The sequence below is a fragment of the Planctomicrobium aquicomposti genome, from assembly GCF_051466325.1.
Classification (GTDB): domain Bacteria; phylum Planctomycetota; class Planctomycetia; order Planctomycetales; family Planctomycetaceae; genus Planctomicrobium.
The window spans coordinates 4,017,764-4,041,256 of sequence record NZ_CP195792.1 but is presented as its reverse complement, the minus strand read 5'-3'; the positions used below and the strand labels follow the sequence as shown (position 1 = coordinate 4,041,256).

Sequence of the window (23,493 nt, the reverse complement as noted above, 5' to 3'; positions counted from 1 at the left end):
GCATTGACCTGGTGGTCCTGGGAGGCTGGCGACAGGGGGCCACTCAGCAGCGCGACAGTGTTCTGCTACTTCACGACGCTCGTCGGGGCGTTCATTGCGCTCATGCGCACGCAGGGATATTCGATCAAGCAGCTCTTCCGGATCGACGAAGCGGGGATTTGTCTCCTGCTCATGGTGATGGGAGCTGCGGTAGCGGGAATTTTAGCTCCCGGAATCAGTACTGGTCGCGGAAGAGAGCGTGAGTACTACATCAGTCATCCTGCCGCACTGCCTCAAGTTTACGCGAGTTGTGCTGCGGTTGTGTTGGGCATGTTGGGTGCAGTCTGGCCGTTCATCGCGAACCCCTCCCGCAGGGCAGAGAAGTGGATCAGCACGCGACTCGTTGAACTGGGCGCGCCTGATGATCGTGTCGGTCCGGTCGCTTCAAACGCATGCAAGGAATCTGAGCAACTTGAGAGCAAGAGAGGTTAACCTCTTTTCCGCCGGTCCGTGCCTCGCGAACTCAGGAGGTCTTGTCCGGCGAGGCTCACGCGCTGCGGGCAGCGGAAAGAGCACATCCACTGATCGCCGCAATTGGTCGACAAGAGCGGTTCTAACGAACCGACTTCGGCGTCATTTATATAGGAAAAGAATGTCGACAGGACAGGACGTCTATGGAGCTTTCTATTACCGGAGTGAGGCGATTTCGTGATGGGTCGCCGTCTTTATTCATGCCAAGTCTGGGAATGTCTGCCGAAAAAGTTGGAGCAGTTGCTCGGCGGCTTGCCTGTCAAACTGGATTGACTGACTCACCTTGTCGGCAATCTGCCGCTTATCCGATCCCAACGTATCCAATTGAAGATATCGCTGTCCCGCATCGCCTTCCACGATCGAAAACAAGCAACGAGTTGGCTTATGGACCGTCGTACGATCCTTTTGGCAGCGCTCAATGTTGGTTACCAATGCCATTAAAGCTCCCATCCGCATACGCTGGCGCCATGAAGCTCTCGTCTCACTGAAACGAACGCGTTGAGAATGCCTGATTGCGTCTGCGGTTCACTTCTTGCCAGGGAAATGGGCACCTTGGAATCCACCCTTCACATTTACGAACAGGGGAATGGTGCGAATACCGGCAGACAAGATAATCGCAACAGGGATGCGACACCAACTGCAAGAGAAGCGGAGAGGGGGAGATTCGAACTCCCGGTACCTTGCGGAACGCCGGTTTTCAAGACCGGTGCAGGAATGTTGCAAACATCATTGGGGGAGGGAGTTGTGGATGGTCGGATCACAGTCTTACAGTCTGGCTTACAGAATCCGACCGCATTTCCAACACTCTCGGCATCGACTGATTCTCGACTCATTCGGATAGTGGAAAGCTGGGAATCTCTTCCTGAACCGATTCGAGCGGGCATTCTGGCCCTTGTTGTGGCATCCGAAAAATGACCGAAGTGCTTGGCTAATCGTGCCAACCCTTCACAGGGGATGACGGTCCGCCAGCGTTGGAGCACTTGCCATCCAGTGTTCGCCACGACGGTAAAGGGGAGGGTAGAGTATAGAAGGTGGGGGTAAAGTCACAGGTAACCGCACTTCAGCAGCGCATGCCCATTGGCAAGTTTTGAAGTGACCTTGCTCTGTTGAAAACATCTCTTGAATCGGCGATTCGCTGCGCTCCAACGCATGGCAAGAGCCAGACATCACGAACGAACATCCTGTTGGAAGTCACCTCTCTCTCTCTCTCTCTCTCTCTCTCTCTCTCTCTCTCACTCTGCGGATTGCGCGGAGGCATGTGGCGCCGTATTCGCACCTGAAGAGCCCTCACAAGTTCACGCAGGAACAACTGCTCACCTGCCTGATCCTGCGGGCTTACCTGAAGACGACCTACCGGGGTGTGATCGAGTTCCTGGAAGTCTCTGAGACTTTGCAGCGCCGCAATGAGTGTTTGCGGATGCCGGTTCTAATGCCGAAGGGGTCCATCGCTTCTGCCGGGAGGACTGGCAAGTGAAGAGTGTCATGAAGCCGGCGGTGCATTGCGCGGATGGGAGCGTGCGTGGGAAGTATCGCTCGCAAATGACACTTCAGACGCTGAAGGAAAAAGGTTACGGCCGGCGTTGGTTGGTGGAATCGTTCCTGAGCGGTCTGAAACGGACAACGGGATCAACACTCACGGCCAGGCGGGAACGCAGCTTGTTCATCGAACCAGCACTCCGAGTGCTGGCCTCCGCCCTGCGGCGTTAGGACAAATGCAACAACCCAAGGTCCTTTCAACAGGGTAACTGTCGGCCACCGCTCAATGTGGATTAAGCTGTCAGACGACGAGCTGTTGAGCAACGTCTTCGGCTGTTCCTGCCCATACAGTTTCCCCTGAATTCTGGAGCCGGGAATGAATGCACGCCAAAGTTTTAACGTGATCTGCGTTATCAGCGTCTGGGCGACTCTTGCACATCTTTCCGCGGTTCATCTTCACGCTGGCGATCCGGTGACTGTCCGGGTCGGCAAGTTCGATATCGAAGTCGCCATCGATGACGACAAAGATCTAGTCCTGAGCTGGAGGGGTGGTTCGCGCAAAAAAATGCTGCCGGAGCTCCCGGATGTCATGTCGTTTTCGGCGGCGGCCTGGAAGGGAGATGCCGGCCTGGTGATCATCGCGGAAACTGAATGGATTGAAGGTTCTCGCTCCTACTGGTGGATGACCGTGGCTGTCGATGCGGGGCCCACAGGTTCGCTCCCCCAGAAGTTCACGCGAGTCTGCCATGCAGAGTTCCTCAAGAATTTTCCTCCGCTCAAAGTCCTGCGGGTGGAGTGTCCACACGGGGACACCATCCGTGCCGTCCTGCTGAATGATCAAGAGATCCCCGGTACCGACCGGAAAGTGGCATTCTATTTCGAGAATGCCTGCCCGATCGTTGGAATGGAAAACCTGGGGGTCGTCCAGATGTTGTATCTGACCCCGAAAGGGGGCGAAGATTATCGGAAGTCCGGATCAAAGTTCTGATCGCCCCGAGGGTCTGTGCGCGGGGCTCGGCTCTAGGTGTGAAGAAGGTCAGCTCGCATTGTGGACGGAGAGGTTCGAACAAGCCGAAGAGGTCAGAACCTGCTCGCGGTTTCCAGAGTTCGGCAGATCTGTAATTTCTTCTGTTATCTCAAGTTACAACGTTCTGAAATCCTTTGAAGCAATCCCGTATTTTCGTGTCGATTCCAGGGATGGCTGTTCGACCAGTTTGAGTCAGGCAATTCTGCCTGCTTCACAATCCGGCTGACCGAATGGGAGTCACTCAATGAAACGTTCCGCTTTACTGATTGCGATGCTGTCACTGGGCCTGACATGGCCAGCCCTCGCGGAAGACAAACACGAACACAAGCACGAGCTTCCCCCTCAGGCTCCGACCAATGCGACCTTCGAAAAAATGAAAGGACTGGTCGGGGAGTGGGTGCTGGCGGACGAAAAGGGAAAACCGACCGACAAGGTGGTCTCGATCATTCGGCTCACTGCCGGGGGGAGCGCGATCCACGAAACCGTGTTCCCGGGAGAGCCCATGGAAATGGTTTCCGTCTACACCGCTGACGGACCCGATCTGCTGATGACGCATTATTGCGTTCTCGGAAACCAGCCGCGGATGAAAGCCAAGGCCAACCCCAGCGGCAATCGACTGAACTTCGAATTTGCGGGGGGATCGAATCTGGATCCCAAGAAGGACATGCACATGCATTCCGCTGTGCTGACAATCGTCGATCCCGATCACTTCGAAGTTGAAGGGGTCGCTTGGGATCAGGGAAAACCGGCAGCGGAAACATGCGGGAAGATGACCTACCTGCGAAAGAAGTAGTCGCAGCACGATCCCGACTCCTCCGGCGGACGGGGAGGGTAAAATCCTCCCCGCCACCTTCATCGCTGAACTCGTGCTGACGGGAGCGGAGCAGGTCGACTTTCTTCCCTGCGACGACCACAGCGATCGGTTCACCCGGGCGCAATGTTGACAGTGCCGCCGCTGAAATGCACAGTGCCGTGTGCAGAGTCCGCAACTTTAACTCGCGGAGAGGCTCTCAGTCTGCGATCGAGGGTTGAACCTGAGAGGGTTCAGCAAGCGAGCTTGAGGAGAGCGAGACGCACGGGAGAAATAAACGATGCGGGAGCGACGGAGTTCAATGGGAGTTCAGCCGACCCCTTCAAAGTTGGATGCGATCGGCGGCGCGAGAGTTCACCGCATGTTCACGCTCGTGGCAGCGCTGTTTCTGCCCGGTATGATGTTCAGCCTCTCGACAGCAGCCGCGGCTGAACATCCGCTCATCGGACAGCAGTTTCAGGCGCAGGACACGCTGAAAACCGACGATGAGCCGATCGAAGATGCCCGCCAGTGTCTGGACGGATTGTGCTGGCAGAACTCGGAATTTCAGGTGAGGGTCGAGGCACCAATCGATCCCAAATACGGAGAGGCGATCGTCCGGTTTCCCTCTCCCTGTCCCGGAAGCCAAGCAGCAGCGGCGGAAGTGGTGATGGAATGGTCGCTGGCAGTAGATGGTGAGGGAAATGCGATCACCGCTCCGGCTGTGGTGGTGATTCACGAATCCGGGCCGGGGATGCAGGTCGGCCGCGCAATCGCAAAGGGGTTCTGCAAGCGGGGAATCCATGCGTTTCATCTGCAGCTGCCGGGCTACGGCGCCCGCAAAACGCCGGGAGCTCCAAAATTTGATGCCCGCTTTGAGCTGGTTCGACAAGGGATCACCGATGTTCGCCGGGCTCGCGATGCGGTCGCGGCACTCCCGCTGGTGGAGCCCGGGAAAGTGTCGTTGCAGGGAACCAGTCTGGGTGGGTTTGTCGCTTCGACCGCTGCCGGGCTCGATGCCGCCTTCGACAAGTCGTTTTTCTTTCTCTCCAGCGGCAACGTTCTGGGGGTCATCCAGAAGGGGGAGCGTGAAGCCAAGGAACTCCGGGAAAAACTCGAGAAGGCCGGGATTGGAGAAGAAGAGCTGCGGGAACTGGTCTGGCGGATTGAACCCAATCGTCTCGCTCACCGGCTCGACCCCCAGCGGACCTGGCTGTACTCCGGGATCTTCGATCAGATCGTTCCCATTCAGAATGCCCGGGAGTTCGCCCGGCTCGCAAAGCTTGATCATCGACATCACGTGCAGCTGCCGGTCGATCATTTTCTGGGCTTTCTGATCATCAACGATGTTCTCAATCAGATGGCTTCGGAAATCACCGGCAAAACCATCGGCCGACCACTGATTCCAGTTGATTAGGGCCTTTTGTTTTTTGATCGACCCGTGCTTGCCACGCGGATGTGAGCATTTCACCCGCCGTAAGGCTTGGCGCGCGGGTATTGGGAAGAGCAAACGGCTCTGGGCGATGAGGACAATGTCCGTCCCCTACCCGAAACTGTCCGGACAGAAAATCGCGATGGGGCAGGGGGGCGTCCGTCGTATGGGCCTGACCTCCCTGCAGCGGACGGGGTCGCGGAACCTGTTGCTCGACCGACAAAACGTTTAGAGTTTCAGTTTGAACTCCCGCAGCTGAAACCGGTTCCATGCCTGAAATCGTTCTGGCGACGCTCAATGCCCGCTATTGCCACACCGCGTTTGGCCTGCGGTACCTGCTTGCCAATCTCGGGCCGCTGCGCGAGCGGACAGCGATGCTGGAATTCGGCATCGGGGACAACAGCGTCGACATCGTCTCGCACCTGCTGGCACAGCAACCCCGCATCGTCGGTCTGGGTGTCTACATCTGGAATGTGCAGGCGCTGACGCGAGTGGTCGCCGAGCTGAAGCAGGTGCGTCCGGACATCATCGTCGTTCTCGGTGGACCGGAAGTCAGTTACGAAGCGGCCGGTCAGCCGATTGTGGAACTGGCGGACTATGTGATCAGCGGGGAAGGGGATCTGGCATTTCGTGATCTCTGCACAGACCTGCTGGCCGGCAGGCCCCGCTCCGAAAAAATGATCAGCGCTCCCGTTCCGCAGCTGGGGGAGCTGCAACTCCCCTACGAACTTTATACCGGGGAAGACATCGCCCATCGGGTCCTCTATGTCGAGGCCTCGCGCGGTTGTCCGTTTACCTGCGAGTTCTGCCTTTCCGCACTGGAGATCCCGGTCCGGGCGGTCCCGCTCGAAACGTTTCTGGCAGCGATGCAACGTCTGCTCGACCGGGGAGCAAGGCAGTTCAAGTTTGTGGACCGGACATTCAATCTGAACCTGCGTTTCAGTCAGGCGATTCTGCAGTTCTTTCTGGATCGCTACGAGCCGGGACTGTTTCTGCACTTCGAGATGATTCCCGATCGGCTCCCCGATTCTCTGCGAACCTTGATCAGCCAGTTTCCCGCCGGGGCACTGCAATTCGAAATCGGAGTGCAGACGTTTAACGACAATGTCGGTGAACTGATCAGCCGTCGGCAGGACAATGACAAACTGACGGCGAATTTCCGTTTCCTGCGTCAGGAGACGGGCGTGCATCTTCACGCCGATTTGATTGTCGGGCTGCCGGGTGAGAGCCAGGAGAGCTTTGCCGCCGGATTCGATCGGCTGGTGCGACTCGATCCTCAGGAGATTCAGGTCGGATTACTGAAGCGGTTAAGAGGGACGCCGATCACCCGTCATGATGACACCTTCCAAATGGCTTATAGCCCGTTTCCTCCTTACGAAATCCTCTCCACCAGCCTGTTGAGTTTCGAAACGATTCATCAACTCCGGCGTTTTGCCCGGTATTGGGACCTGATCGCCAACAGCGGCAACTTCGTGCAGACCCGCAAGCTGCTGTGGTGCGAAGGGGAATCGCCATTCTGGACATTCCGGCAGCTCTCGGAATGGCTCTACCAGACGGAACAGAAAACACATGGCATTCCTCTGCCACGGCTGGCCGAACTGGTCTTTCAGTTTCTGACGACGCAGTTGAAACGCAATGAAGAGGAAACTGCCCAGGCCATCTGGCAGGACTACACTCGGGGAGGACGTGAAGACCGACCGCAGTTCTTGCGTCGATTCGAACTCCCGGCAGCCAGAGATCTGAAGGCCCGGTCCGGCTTGCCGACCCGTCAAGCGCGACATCTCGAGGTGTAGAGCAGGGCTCGCTCTCGGGTTCCGCCGCGCGGTGCGTTACTGTTGATCTGAGTTCAGAAGGCTCGAGGTCATTCGATCAGGCAGCTTCCCCTGAGCCGAACCTGCTGCACTGTGCTGCTGTCAGTGTCCCTGTTGTCACGGTAAGGATCAGATTTCCCCTGATGTCACATCTGGGGTTTCCTGATTTCCAGCGCCGTTGGCGACTGTTATCGTAACCACACCCGCACCGCTGATCTTCATTCTTTTGAAGAAAATTCCCCGATGGACATTGCCCAACACTGGCGCCTGGAGCCCGGCGTCACCTATCTCAATCACGGCTCGTTCGGCCCTTCGCCCCTTCCGATCATGGAAGCCCGTCAGGAATGGCTGCGGCAACTGGAAGCCGAACCGATGCACTTCTTCATTCGTCGATTGTCGCGCCTGCTCGACGACGCGACCGAGGCGGTGGCCCGCTTTGTGAACTGTCCGGCGGACAATCTGATCTTCGTTCCCAACTCGACCGCCGGGATGAACATTGTCGCGGCGAATCTGCAGCTTGAGGAAGGGGATGAAGTCCTCCTGACTGACCACGAGTATGGCGCGGTGGTGCGGATCTGGGGTCAGTACTGCCAACAGGCCCGGGCCAAAACCACACTGGCCCGATTGCCGCTGCCGTTGAATTCGATCCCTGACATCGTGGAGTCCATCTTCGAGCGGGTGACGCCCCGCACACGATTGCTCGTCGTCAGCCATGTGGCCTCACAAACTTCCGTGAAGCTCCCCGTCAAAGAGATCTGTGAACGGGCCCGCGCCCAGGGGCTGCTGGTCTGTGTGGATGGTCCTCATGCCCTGTTGATGACAGACATCGACCTGCAGGCCATTCCCTGTGACTTTTACGCTGCCGGTTGCCATAAGTGGTTAAGTGCTCCCTTCGGCAGTGGTTTCCTGTATGTGCGCTCCCGTTTCAAACAAGGACTGAAACCGAATGTGATCAGCTGGGGTAGGAGTCTCGATGGCAGTCCGACGCGGTGGAAGGATGAGTTTCACTGGCCGGGGACATTTGATCCGACACCCTACCTGGCAATCCCCGCCGCAATTGATTTCTTCCGACAGTACGGTGTCGAGAAATTTCGGCAGGAGACCCACGCGCTGACCCGCTTCGCCCGTCAGGAGATGCTGCGGATCAGTGGTGAGGAACCACTCTTTCCGGATGACATCGCCTGGTACGGTTCGATGGTGAGTATCCCCTTCCCGCTCCCTCAGGTCGCCAACTTTCCGGGAGGGATGCATCCGTTGCAGCAATGGCTGTGGGATCAACACCGCATTGAGGTGCCGGTGATTGGCTGGAAAGAGCGTTCGCTCGTCCGCATCTCCTGCCATCTCTACAACACCCGGGCCGATGTTGAGCGTTGTCTCGACGCCCTGGGCGAATGGACCGCCGAACACCCGGCGACCCTAACGCCGTAACCCCACTCAGCCGCTTTCCGGGGCGCCCTGCTGCATTTGCTGCGGAAAGCATCGTGGCTGCTTTGCTGGGAATTGCGGCAATCCGGTGAAGTTCTACGGCTTGAGGAGGTTGAGGCTGGCCTCTCGGCTGAGGGACGACCCTCACCAGAACCCCCAGTTTCCAGTTTTTGAATTGAGGAACGGTGGGGAAGTCGCGTCAAAGCGGCAAATGACGCTGCAGTCTCCCTGCGAATGCCGATATACTGGAGTGGTCAGGAAGACCGGTGCACTCCGGAGAATAAATCGTTCTCCCCAGACCGCTCGATCTCGAGGACCCTGCCAATGCCCCGCAGGCCGTCCCCGATGAGGGCGAGGGAACGCGACTGATCAGCGGATGGCAGTGAAACGCCAGATCGTGCGACGCCGGATGCTGTCCCGGTCCCTCCAGAGGATGCTCCGGAAGCAGAATCAATCTCTGCCTGTTGGAAGTAACGACAGCCCCGTGCTGCTGCCGACTGAAAGCAACGATGCCACTGAAACTCGAGCCACTGGAAGACCCCGCGCTCAACCTCACGCCGATGATCGACGTGGTGCTGACGCTCGTGATTTTCTTTATGGTCGGGACGCAGTTCTCCAAACAGGAGAGCCAGTACGATATCGAGCTTCCCAAGGTGTCGGCAGCCATGCCGCTGACCCAGCTTCCCGACGAAATCATTATCAATATCGCCGAAGACGGGAGCATCTCGATGTTCGGGCAACCCCGGACTCTCGAACAGGTCGAATCCGATCTGCGTGCCGCGCATGAGCGTTATGCGGACCAAGTGGTCGTGATTCGGGGCGCTGCCGCCGGTCCCTACCAAAACGTGATGAGTGTCCTCGATGTCTGCAAGCGGGCGCTCATCAGCAATATCCAGTTGGCCAACCGGATTGAAGCCGAAGGGGCAAAATGACGCTGGCTGCGGTCAATCTGAACCAGGAAAGCTGGCATCTGGCGCGCCTGACAATCGCGCTGTTGCAACCGGCTCTGGTGATGATTCTGATCTGCGGGCTCGTGTTGGCGACGGCGCATCTGCTGACCATGCTGGGAACCCGCTGGGGTGACCGGCGGGTCACCTCGAAATCGCTGTTCTTTTCCTTCAGTGTCCACCTGCTTCTGGCCTGCGGTCTGATCGCCCTGATCCCGGAATCGCATCCCCGCATTGTTTATGCGCGGGTGAACGAGATTGCCCGCGAACCGGTGCAGGTGGTCTCCATTCAAAGCCGCAGTGACAGCCCGGGAACTGAGGACACCGTGCAGGGTGATCTGCCGGAGTTCGAACGGATGCTGCAACACGCTCCCTCGTCGAATCCACCGGTCACACCTTTCCCGGAACGGACGGCCAATCCCTCAGCAACCGCCTCGCCGGAAGTCGCGCTGAACAAGCCCGGCGACATGGCCAGATTCGAACCACAGCCGACACCGGATCTCAATCCCCCGTTGCAGCCTCCGGATTCTCCACTGCCCGACCGTCAGCAGTCTGGAGAAACATCGGCCCTGCCGCAGGCCAACGCCAATCTGAACGTGGAATCGATGGCGAGTCAGGTCCGGCAGCAGACGCAGTCGGCTGCGACACAGCAGCGCGAGCGAACCCCCAGTCCGCAGGCCAAAGTCGATGATCTTGTCGTTCCCGAGCGTCCGTTTGCCGGAAATCTGATCCAGCCATCGATCGACACCAGTCCCTCCCCCACGGTTCCTTACATGGAGATCCTCCCCGCCCCAACGGTTGAGCGTCCCGACCCCGAGGGGAAGCCGGCGGTTCCGACACAGGCATCCATCGCCACGACCGTACCGGAACAGATCGTGCGCCCACCCGAGGACCGCCCCCCCGCGGGAAGCGAAGACCGCGAAATTGCGCGGATGGAAACACGAACGCTCACGGAGACCGACACCGGGACGGGGCTAAGTGGAGCACGGGCCCGCGTGGAACCGAACGCCCCTCCGTCTCCCGCGACAAACGCCAACCCCTCCGCGTCACTCTCCGCCTCCGCTGTTCCGGCTGAAATGCCGACGCTCTCACGTCAGGCTGATCCTTTTCTTTCCAGCACAGGAGCCGACAGGGTTCCCTCGGCTTACCGCCTGCGTACGGAAGAACAACGGGAACGGGCGATCCTTCGCTTTGGCGGTTCAGCCGAAACCGAAGCTGCGGTTGATCGCAGCCTCAAGTGGTTGAGTAAAGTCCAGCATCCCGATGGCTACTGGGATGCCAGTGAGTTCGGAGCAGGGCAGGTGGAGGTCGCCGAAGCAGGGGTGAACCGACAGACAGCGGGTAAAGATGCGGATGTCGGCGTCACCGCGCTGGCCGTACTCGCATTCCTCGGGAAGCTGAATACGATCGATCAGGGAGAATACGCCCCGGTCGTGCGGCGGGCTCTGCATTGGATTGTATCCCAGCAGACGGTCCATCGCTGGAAAGGGGACTGGGGAGAAACCAATGGCTATCTCGGGGGCAACGCCTCCGACTTCGAGGCAATGTACTGCCACGGGATGGCGACATTTGCGCTGGCGGAAGCGTATGCCATGTCGCGCGACAAGCCAGAAGCCCAATGGCTGCGAACACCCCTCGAAAAGGCGATCCATTTTATCTTCGATACTCAGATTGCGGATGGGGGCTGGCGGTACGTCAAAGGACAGCCGGATGGGGATATGAGCATGTTCGGCTGGCAGCTGATGGCCATCAAAAGTGCGGAAGCCGCCGGCATTCCCATCCCCGAAGACGTCAAAGCGAAAATGCGGCGGTTTCTTTCGGAACGACGTCGGGGAGAAGCCTACGGCCTCGCCGGCTATCGGGCGATGGATCCACCAACTGCCTCGATGACTGCCGAAGCGCTTTACTGTCGCCAGATGATGGGCATGGCACAGGATCCTGAATCAAACCGGGAAGCGGTCCAGTTTCTGCTGCAGCATCCGCCGCGACGATCCACGCTGAATCTTTATTACTGGTACTACGGGACGCTGGCGATGTACCAGCACGGCGGCAGGGAGTGGGATCAGTGGAACAAGGCTGTCCGCGATCTGCTGGTTGCTGAACAGCGGCAATCCGGCCCGCTGGCGGGAAGTTGGGATCCGCGCGATCTCTGGGGCGGGTACGGGGGACGGGTCTATTCGACTGCGATCGCCACCCTGAATCTCGAGGTCTATTACCGGTACCTCCCGCTCTATCGCCTGCAGGAAACGGAGTAGGGCAGGCAGATCTTTCGGGACCTCGCAAATTGTGCGTCCTCAAGGATCATCGGCGCCATTCCGCAATCACAAGAACGATCCCTCCCGGAACCAATGGTTCTCACGCCGCACTGATTGCGCTCGTGAAGGAGCGTCGCTTCCGAACATGTTGAGGCTGCATTGCCCCGTGTTCGCAGACGGAGGTCAACCATTCGCCAGACGGAGCGCTGGCTGCGCGGGCATTGGACAGAGCAACCTGCTCCAGATTCCGTCAGTCGTTTCGGGCCAGGTCTTTCGGCCATCCGTCGTTCCCGCCAATCAGACTGTCTTGATCCGCGGCATTGGACGCGTGCCACGGCGACAAAAATTCGCCGCAGGGTTGCGTGTTTCGCGTCACTTCAGGCTCCCGGTCGCAGGATTCCTGCCGCTCACGCGAATTGGCTGACTTTCAGCAGTTCTAAGGATCGTGGCGATTCTCCAGATCAAATGAATTATCGAGTGAGGGAAACTCCGCTGCAGCGGCTCAATCGACGTAAAAGACAACCCGGCCGCTACAAACCGCCAAATCGGTAAAATCGATATGTTTGTAACAGTGTGCAAGCTCTGCGTAAAAACCGACCGCATTCATTCCCTCGCATTGCGTTGATGCGACGTGCTGCAGGATTTTCGGAGTAGCGTTCGACTGAGGAGATTCATTCCTCATTTCCGATCGTATTTGGAAGAGCTCATGACCTCGCAGACGCTCATCACAGCGCCAGGGACAACTGCCCCCCCCAAGGCCCGTGCCGCTTGGTACCTGGTCGGCTGTCTGCCTCCCATTCGCACGCTGTCACAAATCAAGATCGATTCCCCCACCTTTGTCATCGGCCGGCGTCCGGAATCGGATCTGGCGATCGCTTCCCAATGTGTCTCCGCCCGCCATGCAGAGATTCTGCAGATCGGACCGCATCTGTTCATCCGGGACCTCGGAAGCACCAACGGAACATTTCTGAATCGCCAGCAGGTCAAGCAGCCGACCCCGATCGCCGAAGGGGATCACATCGAAATCGCGAACGTGGAGTTTCGCGTGGAACTTCGTTCCGCAGAGGTCTGGTCGCCGCGGCAGGATCTGGACGTCCTGAAGAAGACGGCACAGGCGGTTGAAATTCTGGAATCCAACTGGGTTCTCAGCCAGTTCAACCGACTGATGGAGACACGCGGAGTCCTGCCTCACTATCAGCCACTCTACGACCTGCGTTCGATGGATGTCATCGGCTACGAGTCGCTGGCCCGGACCCCTCTGGTTGGCCTGGAGAATCCGGCCGAGATGTTCCGCACCGCGGAAATGGTCCACCAGGAAGTTGAGCTCAGCCTCATCTGCCGGCAGAAAGCAGTGGAATACTCGCAGTGGATGCCGCCGGGCACCCATCTGTTCGTCAACACCCACAGCCACGAGAGTCTGGACGTCGATGTCCTCCCCTCGCTACGTCAGCTCCGCAGAGAATATCCCGATCTGCCGATCGTGGTTGAGGTTCACGAGGGTGCGATTCACGATCCGATGATGACCGCCGAGTTTTGTCACCGCATTCGCGACCTCGGGATGAAGGTCGCCTACGACGACTTCGGTGCGGGGCAGTCCCGTCTCCTGGAGCTGGTGAAAGCTCCTCCCGATTTTCTGAAGTTCGACGCCAGCCTGATCCGGGATGTGCACGAAGCCAATTCCTACCAGCTGCGAATGATGAAGATGCTTGTCGACATCTGTCACGACGTTCCCATCGTCACCGTGGCGGAAGGGGTCGAGAAGGCCGAAGAAATGGAGACCTGCAAGGATCTCGGATTTGATATCGGACAGGGTTTCTTTCTGGGTCGTCCGATGCCGGTTTCGGCGTATACGGTCATCAACACCGACTCAACGACGGACCAGCCGAAGAAGCTGAAAGCCGAGAATACTCTCCGGGTTCCCCGGCTGGCCTGAAGCATCACGCCATTCCAGCGCAAATCCCCTTTCCTCTGCGAGACGGGCAAAAAACGGCGCCTGGTACCGCCCCGGATCACCCAGCCAGCAGACGCCTCCCGGGGCCAGCATCTTCTGCAGCGTCTCGAGCAGCACGCCATGTGTCGCGGCGTCGTAGGTGACTTCGCAGCCGATAATCACCGGGAACTGACGATCGACCGCATCGCGCCAGTCGAGCAGCAGCAGATCGGGATCCGCACAGCCATTCAAACGGGCATTGAGACGGCAGAGATGCAGCGCCGTCGGGTCGTAGTCGCTGAACGTCACGCGATCTCCCCGCAGCAGCGCCGCCAGTCCGACCAGGCCAATTCCAGCTCCCAGCTCCAGCAGTTCGGTGCCGATCGGCCACTCGGCGTGCTGCAGCAGCATGGCGGCCATCTTCTCCGCGGAGGGCCACAGGAACGCCCAGTACGGCATATAGTCGTTGCGGTCGTTTTCCGTCTGCAGCTGTTCATCGTCCAGAAACAGATCGGGAACGGCGGGCCGCATCAGCTGAATGGACCGGTCGGCGATCGACAACACCGATCGGTTCCAGCCTCCGGGGATTACAGGGAGTGCATCCGGATCAACCGGCAAAACCGGAAAAGCTGATGGAGTCGCGGAGGTCGGGTCGGGAGAAGTCACGCGGGCCTGTCACAATCATGGGAAACTGGAAACCCGACACTTTATCGCGACAGAACTTCCCAAGCGAGACAGCAGCCTCTTGTCCGTCCACCTGCCGCGCCGATGATTCCCGAGATTTCGATTCATCAGCTCAGGTGCCACCATGCCTCCCAGGCGTCGACCTCCGACCGGACACCAGCCTGTCGCTCTGCGGGCCATGCATCCCCAGCAGTATCTGCAGCCGTTTCTGCACTATCTGGAAGCAGAATGCGGCATGTCGGCGAACACCGTCAAGGCTTACCGCAACGACCTACAGCAGTTCATCGCGTGGATGGATGGGGAACAGCTCGACTCTGTCCTGCAGATCGACCTCCCTGCGCTGGGACGATTCGTCGAGGCGCTGCATCTGCGGGAACTTAAAGCCACTACGATTTCACGTCGACTTGTCGCGCTGAAAATGTTCTTCCGCTTTCTGGTGCTGGAGGGGATTGTTGCCGAAAGCACGGTGGACCTGCTCTCCTCCCCCAAACTCTGGCAGTACCTCCCCACGGTTCTCAGTCCGGAGATGGTCGATCGCCTGCTGGAGGCTCCGGGCTGGGCCGACAAGTTTGCCCTGCGCGACCGTGCGGTGCTGACGATTCTGTACGCCACCGGCTGTCGCGCTTCGGAGGTCAGCAATCTCCGGCTCAGCGACCTCAAGCTGGAACAGAATTTCTGCCGCTGCCTCGGTAAGGGAAACAAGGAACGAATCGTTTCGTTGAATCCCTATGCGGTGGCAGCGATCCGCCGTTACCTCACGCGCGAACGTCCCGCCTGCGTGCGGCTGCGGGACTCGGAGTATTTGTTCGTCACCCGCACGGGGAGGGCGTTGACCCGCATCAACATCTGGCAGCTGGTGAAGAAGTATTCGCTCCGCATCGGGGCCGGGGGGAAGATCAGCCCGCACACGCTGCGGCACAGTTTTGCCACGCATATGTTGGCTGGGGGCGCCGAGATTCGCGCTCTGCAGGAAATGCTCGGGCACGCCAGCATTCGCACGACACAGATCTATACTCAGGTGGAGCATAGCCGCCTGAAGGCAATTCATGCGAAGTGCCACCCCCGGGGATAGAGCAGGTTGCTGTTTCGAGTGCCCGCGCAGGAGGCGTTTCGTCTGCTGAAATGCTCCTTTCCTCATGGCGAGAAGCGGTACTTCAAAAGCGAGTCTGCTCTGGAACCGCACCTTCGCCCTGCAGCCATTCATTTCGGAATTAGCACTGAACAGAGTTGTGCAGCTGACTGGGCGTAGTACGCATGGCGCGGGAACGCGGAAGTGTGATCCGCCTCTTAGTCGTCGCCCGAGCCGAGATATGACCGATCAATTCCGAGCAGCACTCGCAGACTGGTCGACGCGATGCCGAGTGCAATCCCGATCATGATCGCCCGATTTCCGGCAGTATTGAAAATGCTCATGATGTAAACCGTCAGCTGATCGATCCGGAACATGGCCAGCGACTCGGGCAGCCAGCCGGTCAGCCAAGCCCCGGCAGCAGTGCGTCCCAGAAGAATGATGAACGCCGTCCCCAGCAAGAGGGTTGCTTCCAGATTCTTGGCGCGGAAAGCGCGAAACGCTGCCGAAGCCACATAAAAAGCGAGAACTGCAAACGTCGTCGTGAGCAGCGGCTGAAAAATGTATTCGTAGATCCACCAGAACGGTGTGCCGCCCGCACTGTAGTCGCCGGACCAGGGGTATTTGACTTCATGTGCCGCGAGGAACAGTCGACCGACCTGCTGCCGCCAGCGAAACTGCTCGCGGGCCGGGGCAAACAGCAGTTCGCGCTGGCCGTTGCTCAAGGAGCCATTCTGCAAGAGCACGAATCCCAGCTCCTGATAGCGGTCTGCGAGGGTGGGCAATTCCGCAAAATATGTCCCTACCGCTTCACGTTGCGACTCGGTGAACGGACCAGCGGCAGCGAGTAAGTCGGGGAGCTGTTCAGGGCTGATCTCCGAATCATCCACGAACCTCTGAATCACCGCAATTTGCGCCGCGTTCAGCAACACCGGAGCGGTGGCCGTCGGGGCAGGGGGAGTCTCACCTGCAAGGATTGCTTGCCGGGTCTCGCAAACGGGGACCGGGGTGGGGGGAGGAGAACCTGCGCTGTTGAGCGCCAGAACCAGCAGCTCCGCTTTCCACTCAGCCTCCATGAACCGGTCGAAGAGCTCGCGCTGTTTCTCGTTGAGTGGCGGACCGGCCTGATTCAACGCGGCCAGTAATTGCTGCTGCTGCGATTCTGTCTGCGGTCGGGCAGGAGGGTAATGGCACCAGCCTTTGGCAAGCTGTTCGCGCTCTCCCACAGACATGGGACCCGTAAACCGCAACGTGCTGTCCGTGAGCTCAACGATCGAGTTCTGTGCGGGAGGAATCTGGAACCCGGAGGGGACATCGGTGACCGCCAGCGACGACTCCTTGTGGGCTCCCGTTGCCAGTTGGGCAATCGCATTCTCAACATCAGGGCCGGGCTGCAACAGGCGGCGGAGTTCCGACTGCTGCTCATCCGTCATTGTTCCCCGCCACGCCAAGGCATGTTGACCGACATAGTAATTCACTTTGCCTCGTAATGAGGCTGGCGGCCGGGCGACGGCAGCCAACTGCTCCACCTGACACCGCCAACTGAGCGTGTCCTCATAGCCGGTCAGATCCGCCTGCTGCCCGGGGGACATCCAGCCCTGGAAAATCAGCTCCCCATCTGCCTGTCGGAGCTGTTCGCGCGCAGACGCGGGCAGGGGGGCTCCATCCGCCCGCTGCGGGATTTCACCGGGCACGCGGTACTCGGGAAGCGCAGAGACAGGGAGCGAGGCGAAGGTTTCACCAAAATACTCCGAACTGGCTTCCGGTGGGCTACCGGTCTTCAGCAGGCCGAAAACCAGCGTCAGCACAAAGGCAATCACCGTGACCGCTGCATAACCCCAGCCCGGCTGACGATCACTCACTTTCTGCAGTTGGAGCTTCAGCAGGTTTCCTCCACCGAGCACAAACGCGATGGAGGCGAGCACATCAAACCACACCGTCGTTTCTTCACTGGCAACCTCCAGAGAAGGAACGAAAAACGCCACGATCAGCACAATGCCGCTGATGGCGGTGATCAACAGGGGAAGAGTGCGCTTCATATTCGGGCCGGACAAACGTAAGAACGTCGTTGACGAATCCGCCTCGGAGCCGCTGCAGCGCTTATTCCACCTTCACCGGTGCACAACGGCGGATGCTCTCGGCCTCAGCATAACAGATGCGCAGCGCATCGGCCGCCAGAGAAGCAGAGAGGGTCGGGGGAAGCGTGCCGGTACGGACTCCGTCGACCGCCTGCTGGATCTCTTCCGTGAAAGCGGCACACCACTCGGTTCCGCCTCCCGGATCGGGCTGAGTCACTTCGCCATCCTGAGTGATCAATGTCAGCGGCCGGTTCACAACCCACTCGCTGCCATAGGTTCCGGCATCGAACTGGATGGTGGCTCCTTCGAGGAAGAGTTCAAAGCTGTTGCCGAATTTCAGGCCATCGGCCGCGATCCCGCCGCTGACACAGCTGACCGTGAGATCCGGATCGCCGAACAGATACTGCGTCGACACATGATTGACGAAGTCATCGACCAGCAGGCCACGTGAGAAGACCTGCTGCGGACAACCGCACAACAGCGCGATGTAATGATTGTCATGAATGTGGAGATCGATTCCCCAGCCTCCCAGCTTCCGGAAATCGCTGATCTGCGATGACCATTTCGGCGGAGCAATCACCCGGCGGAACGCGGCTCCCAGCAGCTTGCCGTAGCGTCCGCTGGTGACCTGCTCGAGGGGCCAGCGAAACTGCGGAATAAAGGGGAGCACATGGGCCACCATCAGCAATCGTCCCGCAGCCTGAGCCGCATTGACCATCCGCTGTGCGGCGGCGAGCTCAATCGCGATCGGCTTTTCCACCAGCACATGTTTGCCGGCCGCCAGTGCTTCCAGGGTGACAGCCTCATGCTGATCCGTCGGCAAGCAGATATGCACCAGATCAATGTCGGGATCGGCCAGCAGATCGGCATGCTCCAGATAGGTGCGAACTCCCGTGAGGTCGGTCTCCGCACTCCCGCGGGGGCCAAAGTTCCCCTGAATGTCGGACCAGTCCCCATTCAGCTTCTTCTGGCTGCGGGTCGAAATGGCAACGACTTGCGACCCCTGAACCTGCCGAATGGCCTCGAAGTGGGTCATCCCCATGAAACCCAATCCGATAATGCCGATCCTCACCGTCATTTCACAGTCTCCACTTCGAACATACCGATTCACGGTGACACCGTTCTCTCCTGCGGGCTCAGTGATCACTCAGCGGAAACGTTGCGATCACGAGCACAGAAGAGAGTCACCAACTCCAGGTCCCTGCAAGTGGGGGACACCGTACCAGAGAGATGCGGAGGGGAAAAGGAATGGAAGCTTCAGCGCAGCGAGTCAGCCCCGAGGGAAGTTGACAGGCAACGGCAACCAGCCTGACAGGGAATCTGACAAACTGACAACCGCCTGTTTCCACGAAGCAGCACTGTGAGTCGCGTGGAAGAACTTCGGCTGCCGTTGTGGGAGACACCATCTGCATCGCAACGAGTGTTTTCACTGTGTGGATGAGCCGTGAAAAAAACTTCGCATGCACTGGCTGTTTGCCAATGCTCGTAAAGGTCAACGTGATCGTCATGAGACCTGAGTTGCCGAAGCCTCTACATGTAGTGGAATCATCAACGAGCAATCACAAACCATCGTGTCGTGCTTCGTAATGAAGCAGTTTCACCTGAACATTCATGCGACCTGAAGAGGATGACCGATCCGGAAACTCCCTGTCGTTGACGTATTTTCAGTTGGCGGATTCCGGGAACCATTGCTATAGTTCGCCATCATCAGTCTGGGCTGCTGGATTTCACTCAGGCCCAAATCATTTCTGTCCAATCGGAGAGACATGGTGCAAGAGCATCTGATCGAATTAAGCGTCGGTGAATCCATTCAGGTCGGCGAGTACTTTGTGCGAATCCTGGATGTGAATGGCGATGAACTGTGCATCGAAATCGACGGCGACGATCAGGGGGGACTGGGAGTCGACAGCTTGAGTGGAGTGCTGGAAACCGTTTGAGGTTTTCAGTGCGGGTTGGCAATGGCTGAGAGTTCTTTGAAACGCGAAGTCTCGCGACGTTGAACGTCCGCCACTGCAAATCGAGATGAGCCGAGGGAATGGCCGCACTGCTGCAGGCCGAGCCCGATTTCTGCGCAGGCTCCCCTCTCGGAAGCCAGCTCAATCTTCCCACCATCGCCAGTGTGAGCCACCATACTGTGTGAGTCCCAGCGCTGTGTGTGCCCCGGTACAGAGGGTCGCAAACAGCAGGTGCCCCACAGTCCCCGCCCGGTGCATTGCTCCCAGGCACCTGAATTTCCCTCAGAGTTGAAATCCCCTCGCGGGAACCACTTTCGACCCATCCATCTGCCCGGAAGAGCAGCGCACCGATCGATAGAAAGACAGGCAGGTCTGCTCTGATTGACTCTGACCTTCCCCCCGTGATGAGGGGTCTTCCCGAGCCATCGTTCGACCGAGTACTGCCTGACGGCCGACCAACCTTTGCCCATCGCGAGGCCCCAGGCTGGGGAAGCGCGGAGTGTTTGAGTCACTCCCCGGTCGACTCTGAGCGCAGCTGCAATAAAAAACGCCCGGCGGTGCCAGGCGTGATGACTCACAGGATGTCGACTCGTGTCCTCTGCAGAGGTGATCACTGCAGCCGCCCCGTGGACTGCCTGACGAAGGGCAGGAGTCATTCGACTTCGAAGATGAATTCCACTTCCACCGCTGCGTTGAGCGGCAACGCATTCACCCCCACTGCGGCACGCGCATGCTTCCCGCTTTCACCGAAGATCTTCTCCACGAACTCGCTGGCTCCGTTGCCGACGATTGGCTGGTCACCGAATCCGGAATCGGACTGCACGAAGACTCCTAGACGAACCACGCGTCGAACGCGGGACAGGTCCCCGTTCAGTTCGGCCTTCAGCACCGCCAGTCCATGCAGAACACACTGCACGGCGGCCTCCTGCGCCTGCTCGATGGAGACTTGCGAGGGGACCGGCCCCACAGCAAGCATTCCGCCCGCCGTGCGCGGAAGCTGCCCACTGACGTAAATCAGATTCCCCGTGCGCACACAGGGAACATAAGCAGCGACAGGTTTGGCTGCCTCGGGGAGCTGATATCCCAGTTTTTCAAGCGTGGCTTCGACCGACATGCAAAGCTACTTCCCGGTCGTCGCGGTCAGGTTCTGGTCACGGGCGATCTGCTCGGCCTGTCGACGGTACTTCAACGCCTGATAGGCCAAGGTCTTGCGACGGGGGCGGCTTCCGGAGAGTCGCAGCAGCCGCTCACACTTGGCAGCCAGAGCGAGTTTCACGTCCACTAAATTCTTTGTCTTATCCATGGTTCACCTCTGCCGTGGCAGCTTTTCAATTTCGAATCCGCATAACACGCTGTATTCACATCGAATGGGCGAATCCGCGGAGGGAAGAGTGTAGGGGAGAAGCCCCGGAATTTCCAGACCACACCATCCGAGCCAGAAATCCACGAGAGTGGAATCGGCAATTTTCCCGGAAAGGCGGCTGACTGCGGGAACCAGGGCCGACAGACCGCACCTCGCAAACAGGCACAAAGGGCGATACAACATACACTTGCAACACGATAACACTCAGGGAGAGCGGCGGCACGTCGTGAGACCCAGCCGGCCTACAGGGCCCGGGCGGAAATATTGAACCCAATAATCCGGACCGCTTCCAGCAGCATCGTCCCCGGAGTCTGCTCGACGGTGACGATATCCCCCGGCTCCAGCAGCAGGTTATCCATGCCGTTCTTTTTCGCCTTGCGGATACTCGCCTGAATCAACGCCGGCTCGGGATACTCCGGCCGATTGCGGATCACGAACACCTTGTCCGCAGCCAGAGAGCTTTCCCCCCCCGCCTTACTGATGACGTCGAGCAGTCGGTATTCCTTCCCGGGATCGACGTCGTAGGTGTCCGGCTTGTGGACCTGTCCCTGCACCGTAATCCGGGGGGGCTGAATCCGTTCCACCTGCACGGTGGCGCCGTCCTGCAGGGCAAGTTTCTGGGAATCCTGCTGCCCAAATGAGGCCAGATCGATTTTGACCGTGCGCGGGCCTTCGGTCCGGACGGGAACCCGTTGCCCTGCATAATCGGCATCCATTCCCGCGGTCCGTTCGATTCCGGTGCCGTTCGGGCCCGACTCTGCAATGTATTTTTCCCGTTCGCGCTCCGGTTGGGGAGTCGAAGTCGGGCCGTAGCTGATTTCCACGCCGGTTCCCGCATCATCGGCCAGGCCCCCCGCAGCGGAGATGGCCTGAATCAGCCCTGCGGAACCACTGGGCAGGAAGTAAGTTCCTTCTTTTTCCACGCCGCCGACCACCGTCACCTGCAGCGTCTTCCGCTCTTTCATCGTGACGGTGACGTGGGGATTACGGATGTATTGCCGCTGGATGCACTCATTGCGGATGACCGATTCTGCTCCTTCCAGCGACATGCCTTCGAGGTGCACCGGTCCCACATCCGGAATGATCCCGAAGCCATGCTGATTGATCCGCATCTGGAATGTCGTGGCATCATCGGCAGCCAGACTCGCCGCCAGATTAACTTCGATGACATCCCCTTTGGCGATCTGGTCCAGAGGACGGGTGTCAGACACCAGACGCGACAAGCCCACCGTGCGGGCATTGCTCGTCGGCCGCGCCTGCCATTGTGCGGGGAGTGTGGACGGGGTAAACGGCCTTTTGCTCGCACACCCGCAGAGCCCCCCCAGCAGCACCAACCACAGTCCATACCTCAGCAACGGCTTCAGGCCGGTCTGACGAGTACGAACAGAGGGCTGCGGGGGCTGGATTCCCCGGACGGGCTGCATCGTGTTGATCTACCGCTGGGGTTGCAGGAGCGAGAAGAGGAGTGTCAGTCAAGGAGTCGGCGGAAAACCGACGGAAAGGGAGGTTGATCGGAAAACTACCTGCAGCGGCAAAAAAGGGTCAAGATCGATTCTCGCTCGATTCGGCCCGACTTGAGTTACTTTTCGAATTCGACTGCCGATTTGTAAATCTTGCAGCGATGCCCAGGTGCAAGAACGAGCGGCCAACCTCAAAACAGCCGCAGCTGCCCTTTGCGATTCCGAGGGGGACGGAACAGCCCGGTCTCCAGCGGAGGGAGTTTTTCGTTCAGCCGGAACTTCTTCTGAAACACCAGGAATGTCTGCCTGATCTGCTCGGCGAATTCACCCGTGCCGCGCATGCGTTCTCCGAACCGGGCTCCGTTCAACTCCCCCGAGCGGCAGGCCCGAATCCGTGATTCAACGCGATCCCTGGCCAGCGGGTGTGTCCGTTCGAGCCATTCGAGGAACACCGGACGAACGGTTAAGGGAAGACGCAACAGGACATAGCCCGCCGATTGAGCCCCCGCTGCCGCGGCTGCCTCCAGAATGGCAGGGATCTCCGAGTCATTCAGCCCCGGAATAATGGGAGCGACCATCACGTTGACCGGGACACCGGCGGCGCGGAGGGCTGCCACGGTCCGTAATCGGGCTGCCGGCGTGCTGGTACGGGGCTCCATGGTCCGGGCCAGCAGTGGATCGAGCGTAGTGATGCTGATGTTGACCCGCACCAGCTGATGGGCAGCCAGCTCGCCGAGCAGATCCAGATCGCGAGCGACGAGCCCGTTCTTGGTAATGATCGACACCGGTTGCCGACAGGCGCAGGCGACTTCGAGACATTGCCGCGTCAGGCGAAACAGTTTTTCGGCGGGTTGATAGCAGTCGGTGATTCCGGAGAACACGATCTCTTCCGGCTGCCAGCGGTCACGGCTGAGGAACTCGCGAAACAGTTCGGCCGCACGATGTTTGACGTAGATCTTCGATTCGAAATCGAGGCCGGCATTCAGACCGAGATACTCGTGCGAGGGTCGTGCGTAGCAGTATGAGCAGCCGTGCTGGCAGCCCCGATACGGATTCAGCGAATAGCGGAATGAAATATCAGGACTGTCGTTTTCCGAAATGATCGATCGCGTCTCGTCGGGCAGGTACTCGGTCGGCACCTGCTGCCGATCTTCGAGGAACTCGCTGTCGTGCTCAACTTGTTCGAAATCATCCTCCGCATGAATGCGATCAAAGCGGTTGGGAGGATGAATCTGGGATGCGCGTCCTTTGGCTCCTCGCGGTATTGAACGATTCATCGAG

General features: G+C 59.0%; 19 protein-coding genes. 12 read left to right on the top strand and 7 right to left on the bottom strand.

Translation table 11 applies throughout. The features are described from left to right. Nucleotides 1-57: 57 nt before the first annotated feature. From SH664x_RS15650 to SH664x_RS15605, 10 genes are all read left to right on the top strand, one after another. Entirely contained in the window at nucleotides 58-471 is a 414-nt protein-coding gene (locus tag SH664x_RS15650; RefSeq protein WP_437202463.1) for a hypothetical protein, read from the top strand. Nucleotides 472-1,768: 1,297 nt separating this feature from the next. Then, complete coding sequence (locus SH664x_RS15645) at nucleotides 1,769-1,984, top strand: hypothetical protein (RefSeq protein ID WP_437202462.1); 216 nt, start codon at nucleotides 1,769-1,771, stop codon at nucleotides 1,982-1,984. A 378-nt stretch (nucleotides 1,985-2,362) separates the two neighbouring features. After that, the gene (locus tag SH664x_RS15640) at nucleotides 2,363-2,974 is read left to right on the top strand and encodes a hypothetical protein (protein WP_437202460.1); all 612 of its coding nucleotides are present in this window, start codon (nucleotides 2,363-2,365) and stop codon (nucleotides 2,972-2,974) included. Between the two features lie 283 nt (nucleotides 2,975-3,257). Then, nucleotides 3,258-3,806 carry a hypothetical protein gene (locus SH664x_RS15635; RefSeq protein ID WP_437202458.1) on the top strand — a complete coding sequence of 183 codons (549 nt, stop codon included), beginning with the start codon at nucleotides 3,258-3,260 and terminating at the stop codon, nucleotides 3,804-3,806. A 319-nt stretch (nucleotides 3,807-4,125) separates the two neighbouring features. Further along, entirely contained in the window at nucleotides 4,126-5,220 is a 1,095-nt protein-coding gene (locus tag SH664x_RS15630) for an alpha/beta hydrolase family protein (protein ID WP_437202456.1), read from the top strand. Between the two features lie 284 nt (nucleotides 5,221-5,504). Next, nucleotides 5,505-7,028 (top strand): DUF4080 domain-containing protein, encoded by a 1,524-nt coding sequence (locus SH664x_RS15625; RefSeq protein WP_437202454.1) that lies wholly within the window; start codon nucleotides 5,505-5,507, stop codon nucleotides 7,026-7,028. 261 nt (nucleotides 7,029-7,289) lie between these two features. Further along, on the top strand, nucleotides 7,290-8,474 hold the full coding sequence (locus SH664x_RS15620) for an aminotransferase class V-fold PLP-dependent enzyme (RefSeq protein WP_437202453.1): 1,185 nt from the start codon (nucleotides 7,290-7,292) through the stop codon (nucleotides 8,472-8,474). 506 nt (nucleotides 8,475-8,980) lie between these two features. Then, entirely contained in the window at nucleotides 8,981-9,403 is a 423-nt protein-coding gene (locus tag SH664x_RS15615) for an ExbD/TolR family protein (protein ID WP_437202451.1), read from the top strand. Next, entirely contained in the window at nucleotides 9,400-11,673 is a 2,274-nt protein-coding gene (locus tag SH664x_RS15610) for a hypothetical protein (RefSeq protein ID WP_437202450.1), read from the top strand. The genes SH664x_RS15615 and SH664x_RS15610 overlap by 4 nt, the downstream gene beginning before the upstream one ends. Nucleotides 11,674-12,379: 706 nt before the next feature. Beyond that, complete coding sequence (locus SH664x_RS15605; RefSeq protein WP_437202448.1) at nucleotides 12,380-13,606, top strand: EAL domain-containing protein; 1,227 nt, start codon at nucleotides 12,380-12,382, stop codon at nucleotides 13,604-13,606. Here the strand turns inward: SH664x_RS15605 and SH664x_RS15600 are convergent. Next, complete coding sequence (locus SH664x_RS15600; RefSeq protein ID WP_437202447.1) at nucleotides 13,541-14,167, bottom strand: class I SAM-dependent methyltransferase; 627 nt, start codon at nucleotides 14,165-14,167, stop codon at nucleotides 13,541-13,543. The two genes, SH664x_RS15605 and SH664x_RS15600, sit on opposite strands and share 66 nt — an antisense overlap. A gap of 244 nt (nucleotides 14,168-14,411) precedes the next feature. Here SH664x_RS15600 and xerD point away from each other — a divergent pair, with 244 nt between their 5' ends. Beyond that, complete coding sequence (gene xerD, locus SH664x_RS15595; protein ID WP_437202445.1) at nucleotides 14,412-15,359, top strand: site-specific tyrosine recombinase XerD; 948 nt, start codon at nucleotides 14,412-14,414, stop codon at nucleotides 15,357-15,359. Nucleotides 15,360-15,574: 215 nt separating this feature from the next. Here xerD and SH664x_RS15590 read toward each other — a convergent pair whose 3' ends face one another. Further along, a complete protein-coding gene (locus SH664x_RS15590; protein WP_437202443.1) occupies nucleotides 15,575-17,395 on the bottom strand; it encodes a hypothetical protein in 1,821 nt (606 codons plus the stop codon). 61 nt (nucleotides 17,396-17,456) lie between these two features. Further along, nucleotides 17,457-18,512 (bottom strand): Gfo/Idh/MocA family protein, encoded by a 1,056-nt coding sequence (locus tag SH664x_RS15585; protein ID WP_437202441.1) that lies wholly within the window; start codon nucleotides 18,510-18,512, stop codon nucleotides 17,457-17,459. Nucleotides 18,513-19,200: 688 nt separating this feature from the next. On the opposite strand from SH664x_RS15585, the gene SH664x_RS15580 reads away from it, so the two are divergent. After that, entirely contained in the window at nucleotides 19,201-19,371 is a 171-nt protein-coding gene (locus SH664x_RS15580) for a hypothetical protein (protein ID WP_437202439.1), read from the top strand. 670 nt (nucleotides 19,372-20,041) lie between these two features. Here SH664x_RS15580 and SH664x_RS15575 read toward each other — a convergent pair. The 4 genes from SH664x_RS15575 to SH664x_RS15560 all read right to left on the bottom strand — a co-directional run bounded on the left by SH664x_RS15575 (nucleotide 20,042) and on the right by SH664x_RS15560 (nucleotide 23,489). Further along, complete coding sequence (locus SH664x_RS15575) at nucleotides 20,042-20,503, bottom strand: RidA family protein (RefSeq protein ID WP_437202437.1); 462 nt, start codon at nucleotides 20,501-20,503, stop codon at nucleotides 20,042-20,044. A 6-nt stretch (nucleotides 20,504-20,509) separates the two neighbouring features. Further along, entirely contained in the window at nucleotides 20,510-20,692 is a 183-nt protein-coding gene (locus tag SH664x_RS15570; protein ID WP_437202435.1) for a hypothetical protein, read from the bottom strand. A gap of 302 nt (nucleotides 20,693-20,994) precedes the next feature. Further along, nucleotides 20,995-22,176 (bottom strand): polysaccharide biosynthesis/export family protein, encoded by a 1,182-nt coding sequence (locus tag SH664x_RS15565; protein WP_437202434.1) that lies wholly within the window; start codon nucleotides 22,174-22,176, stop codon nucleotides 20,995-20,997. 227 nt (nucleotides 22,177-22,403) lie between these two features. After that, nucleotides 22,404-23,489, bottom strand: coding sequence for a PA0069 family radical SAM protein (locus tag SH664x_RS15560; RefSeq protein WP_437202432.1), 1,086 nt, complete (start codon nucleotides 23,487-23,489; stop codon nucleotides 22,404-22,406). Nucleotides 23,490-23,493: the final 4 nt, after the last annotated feature.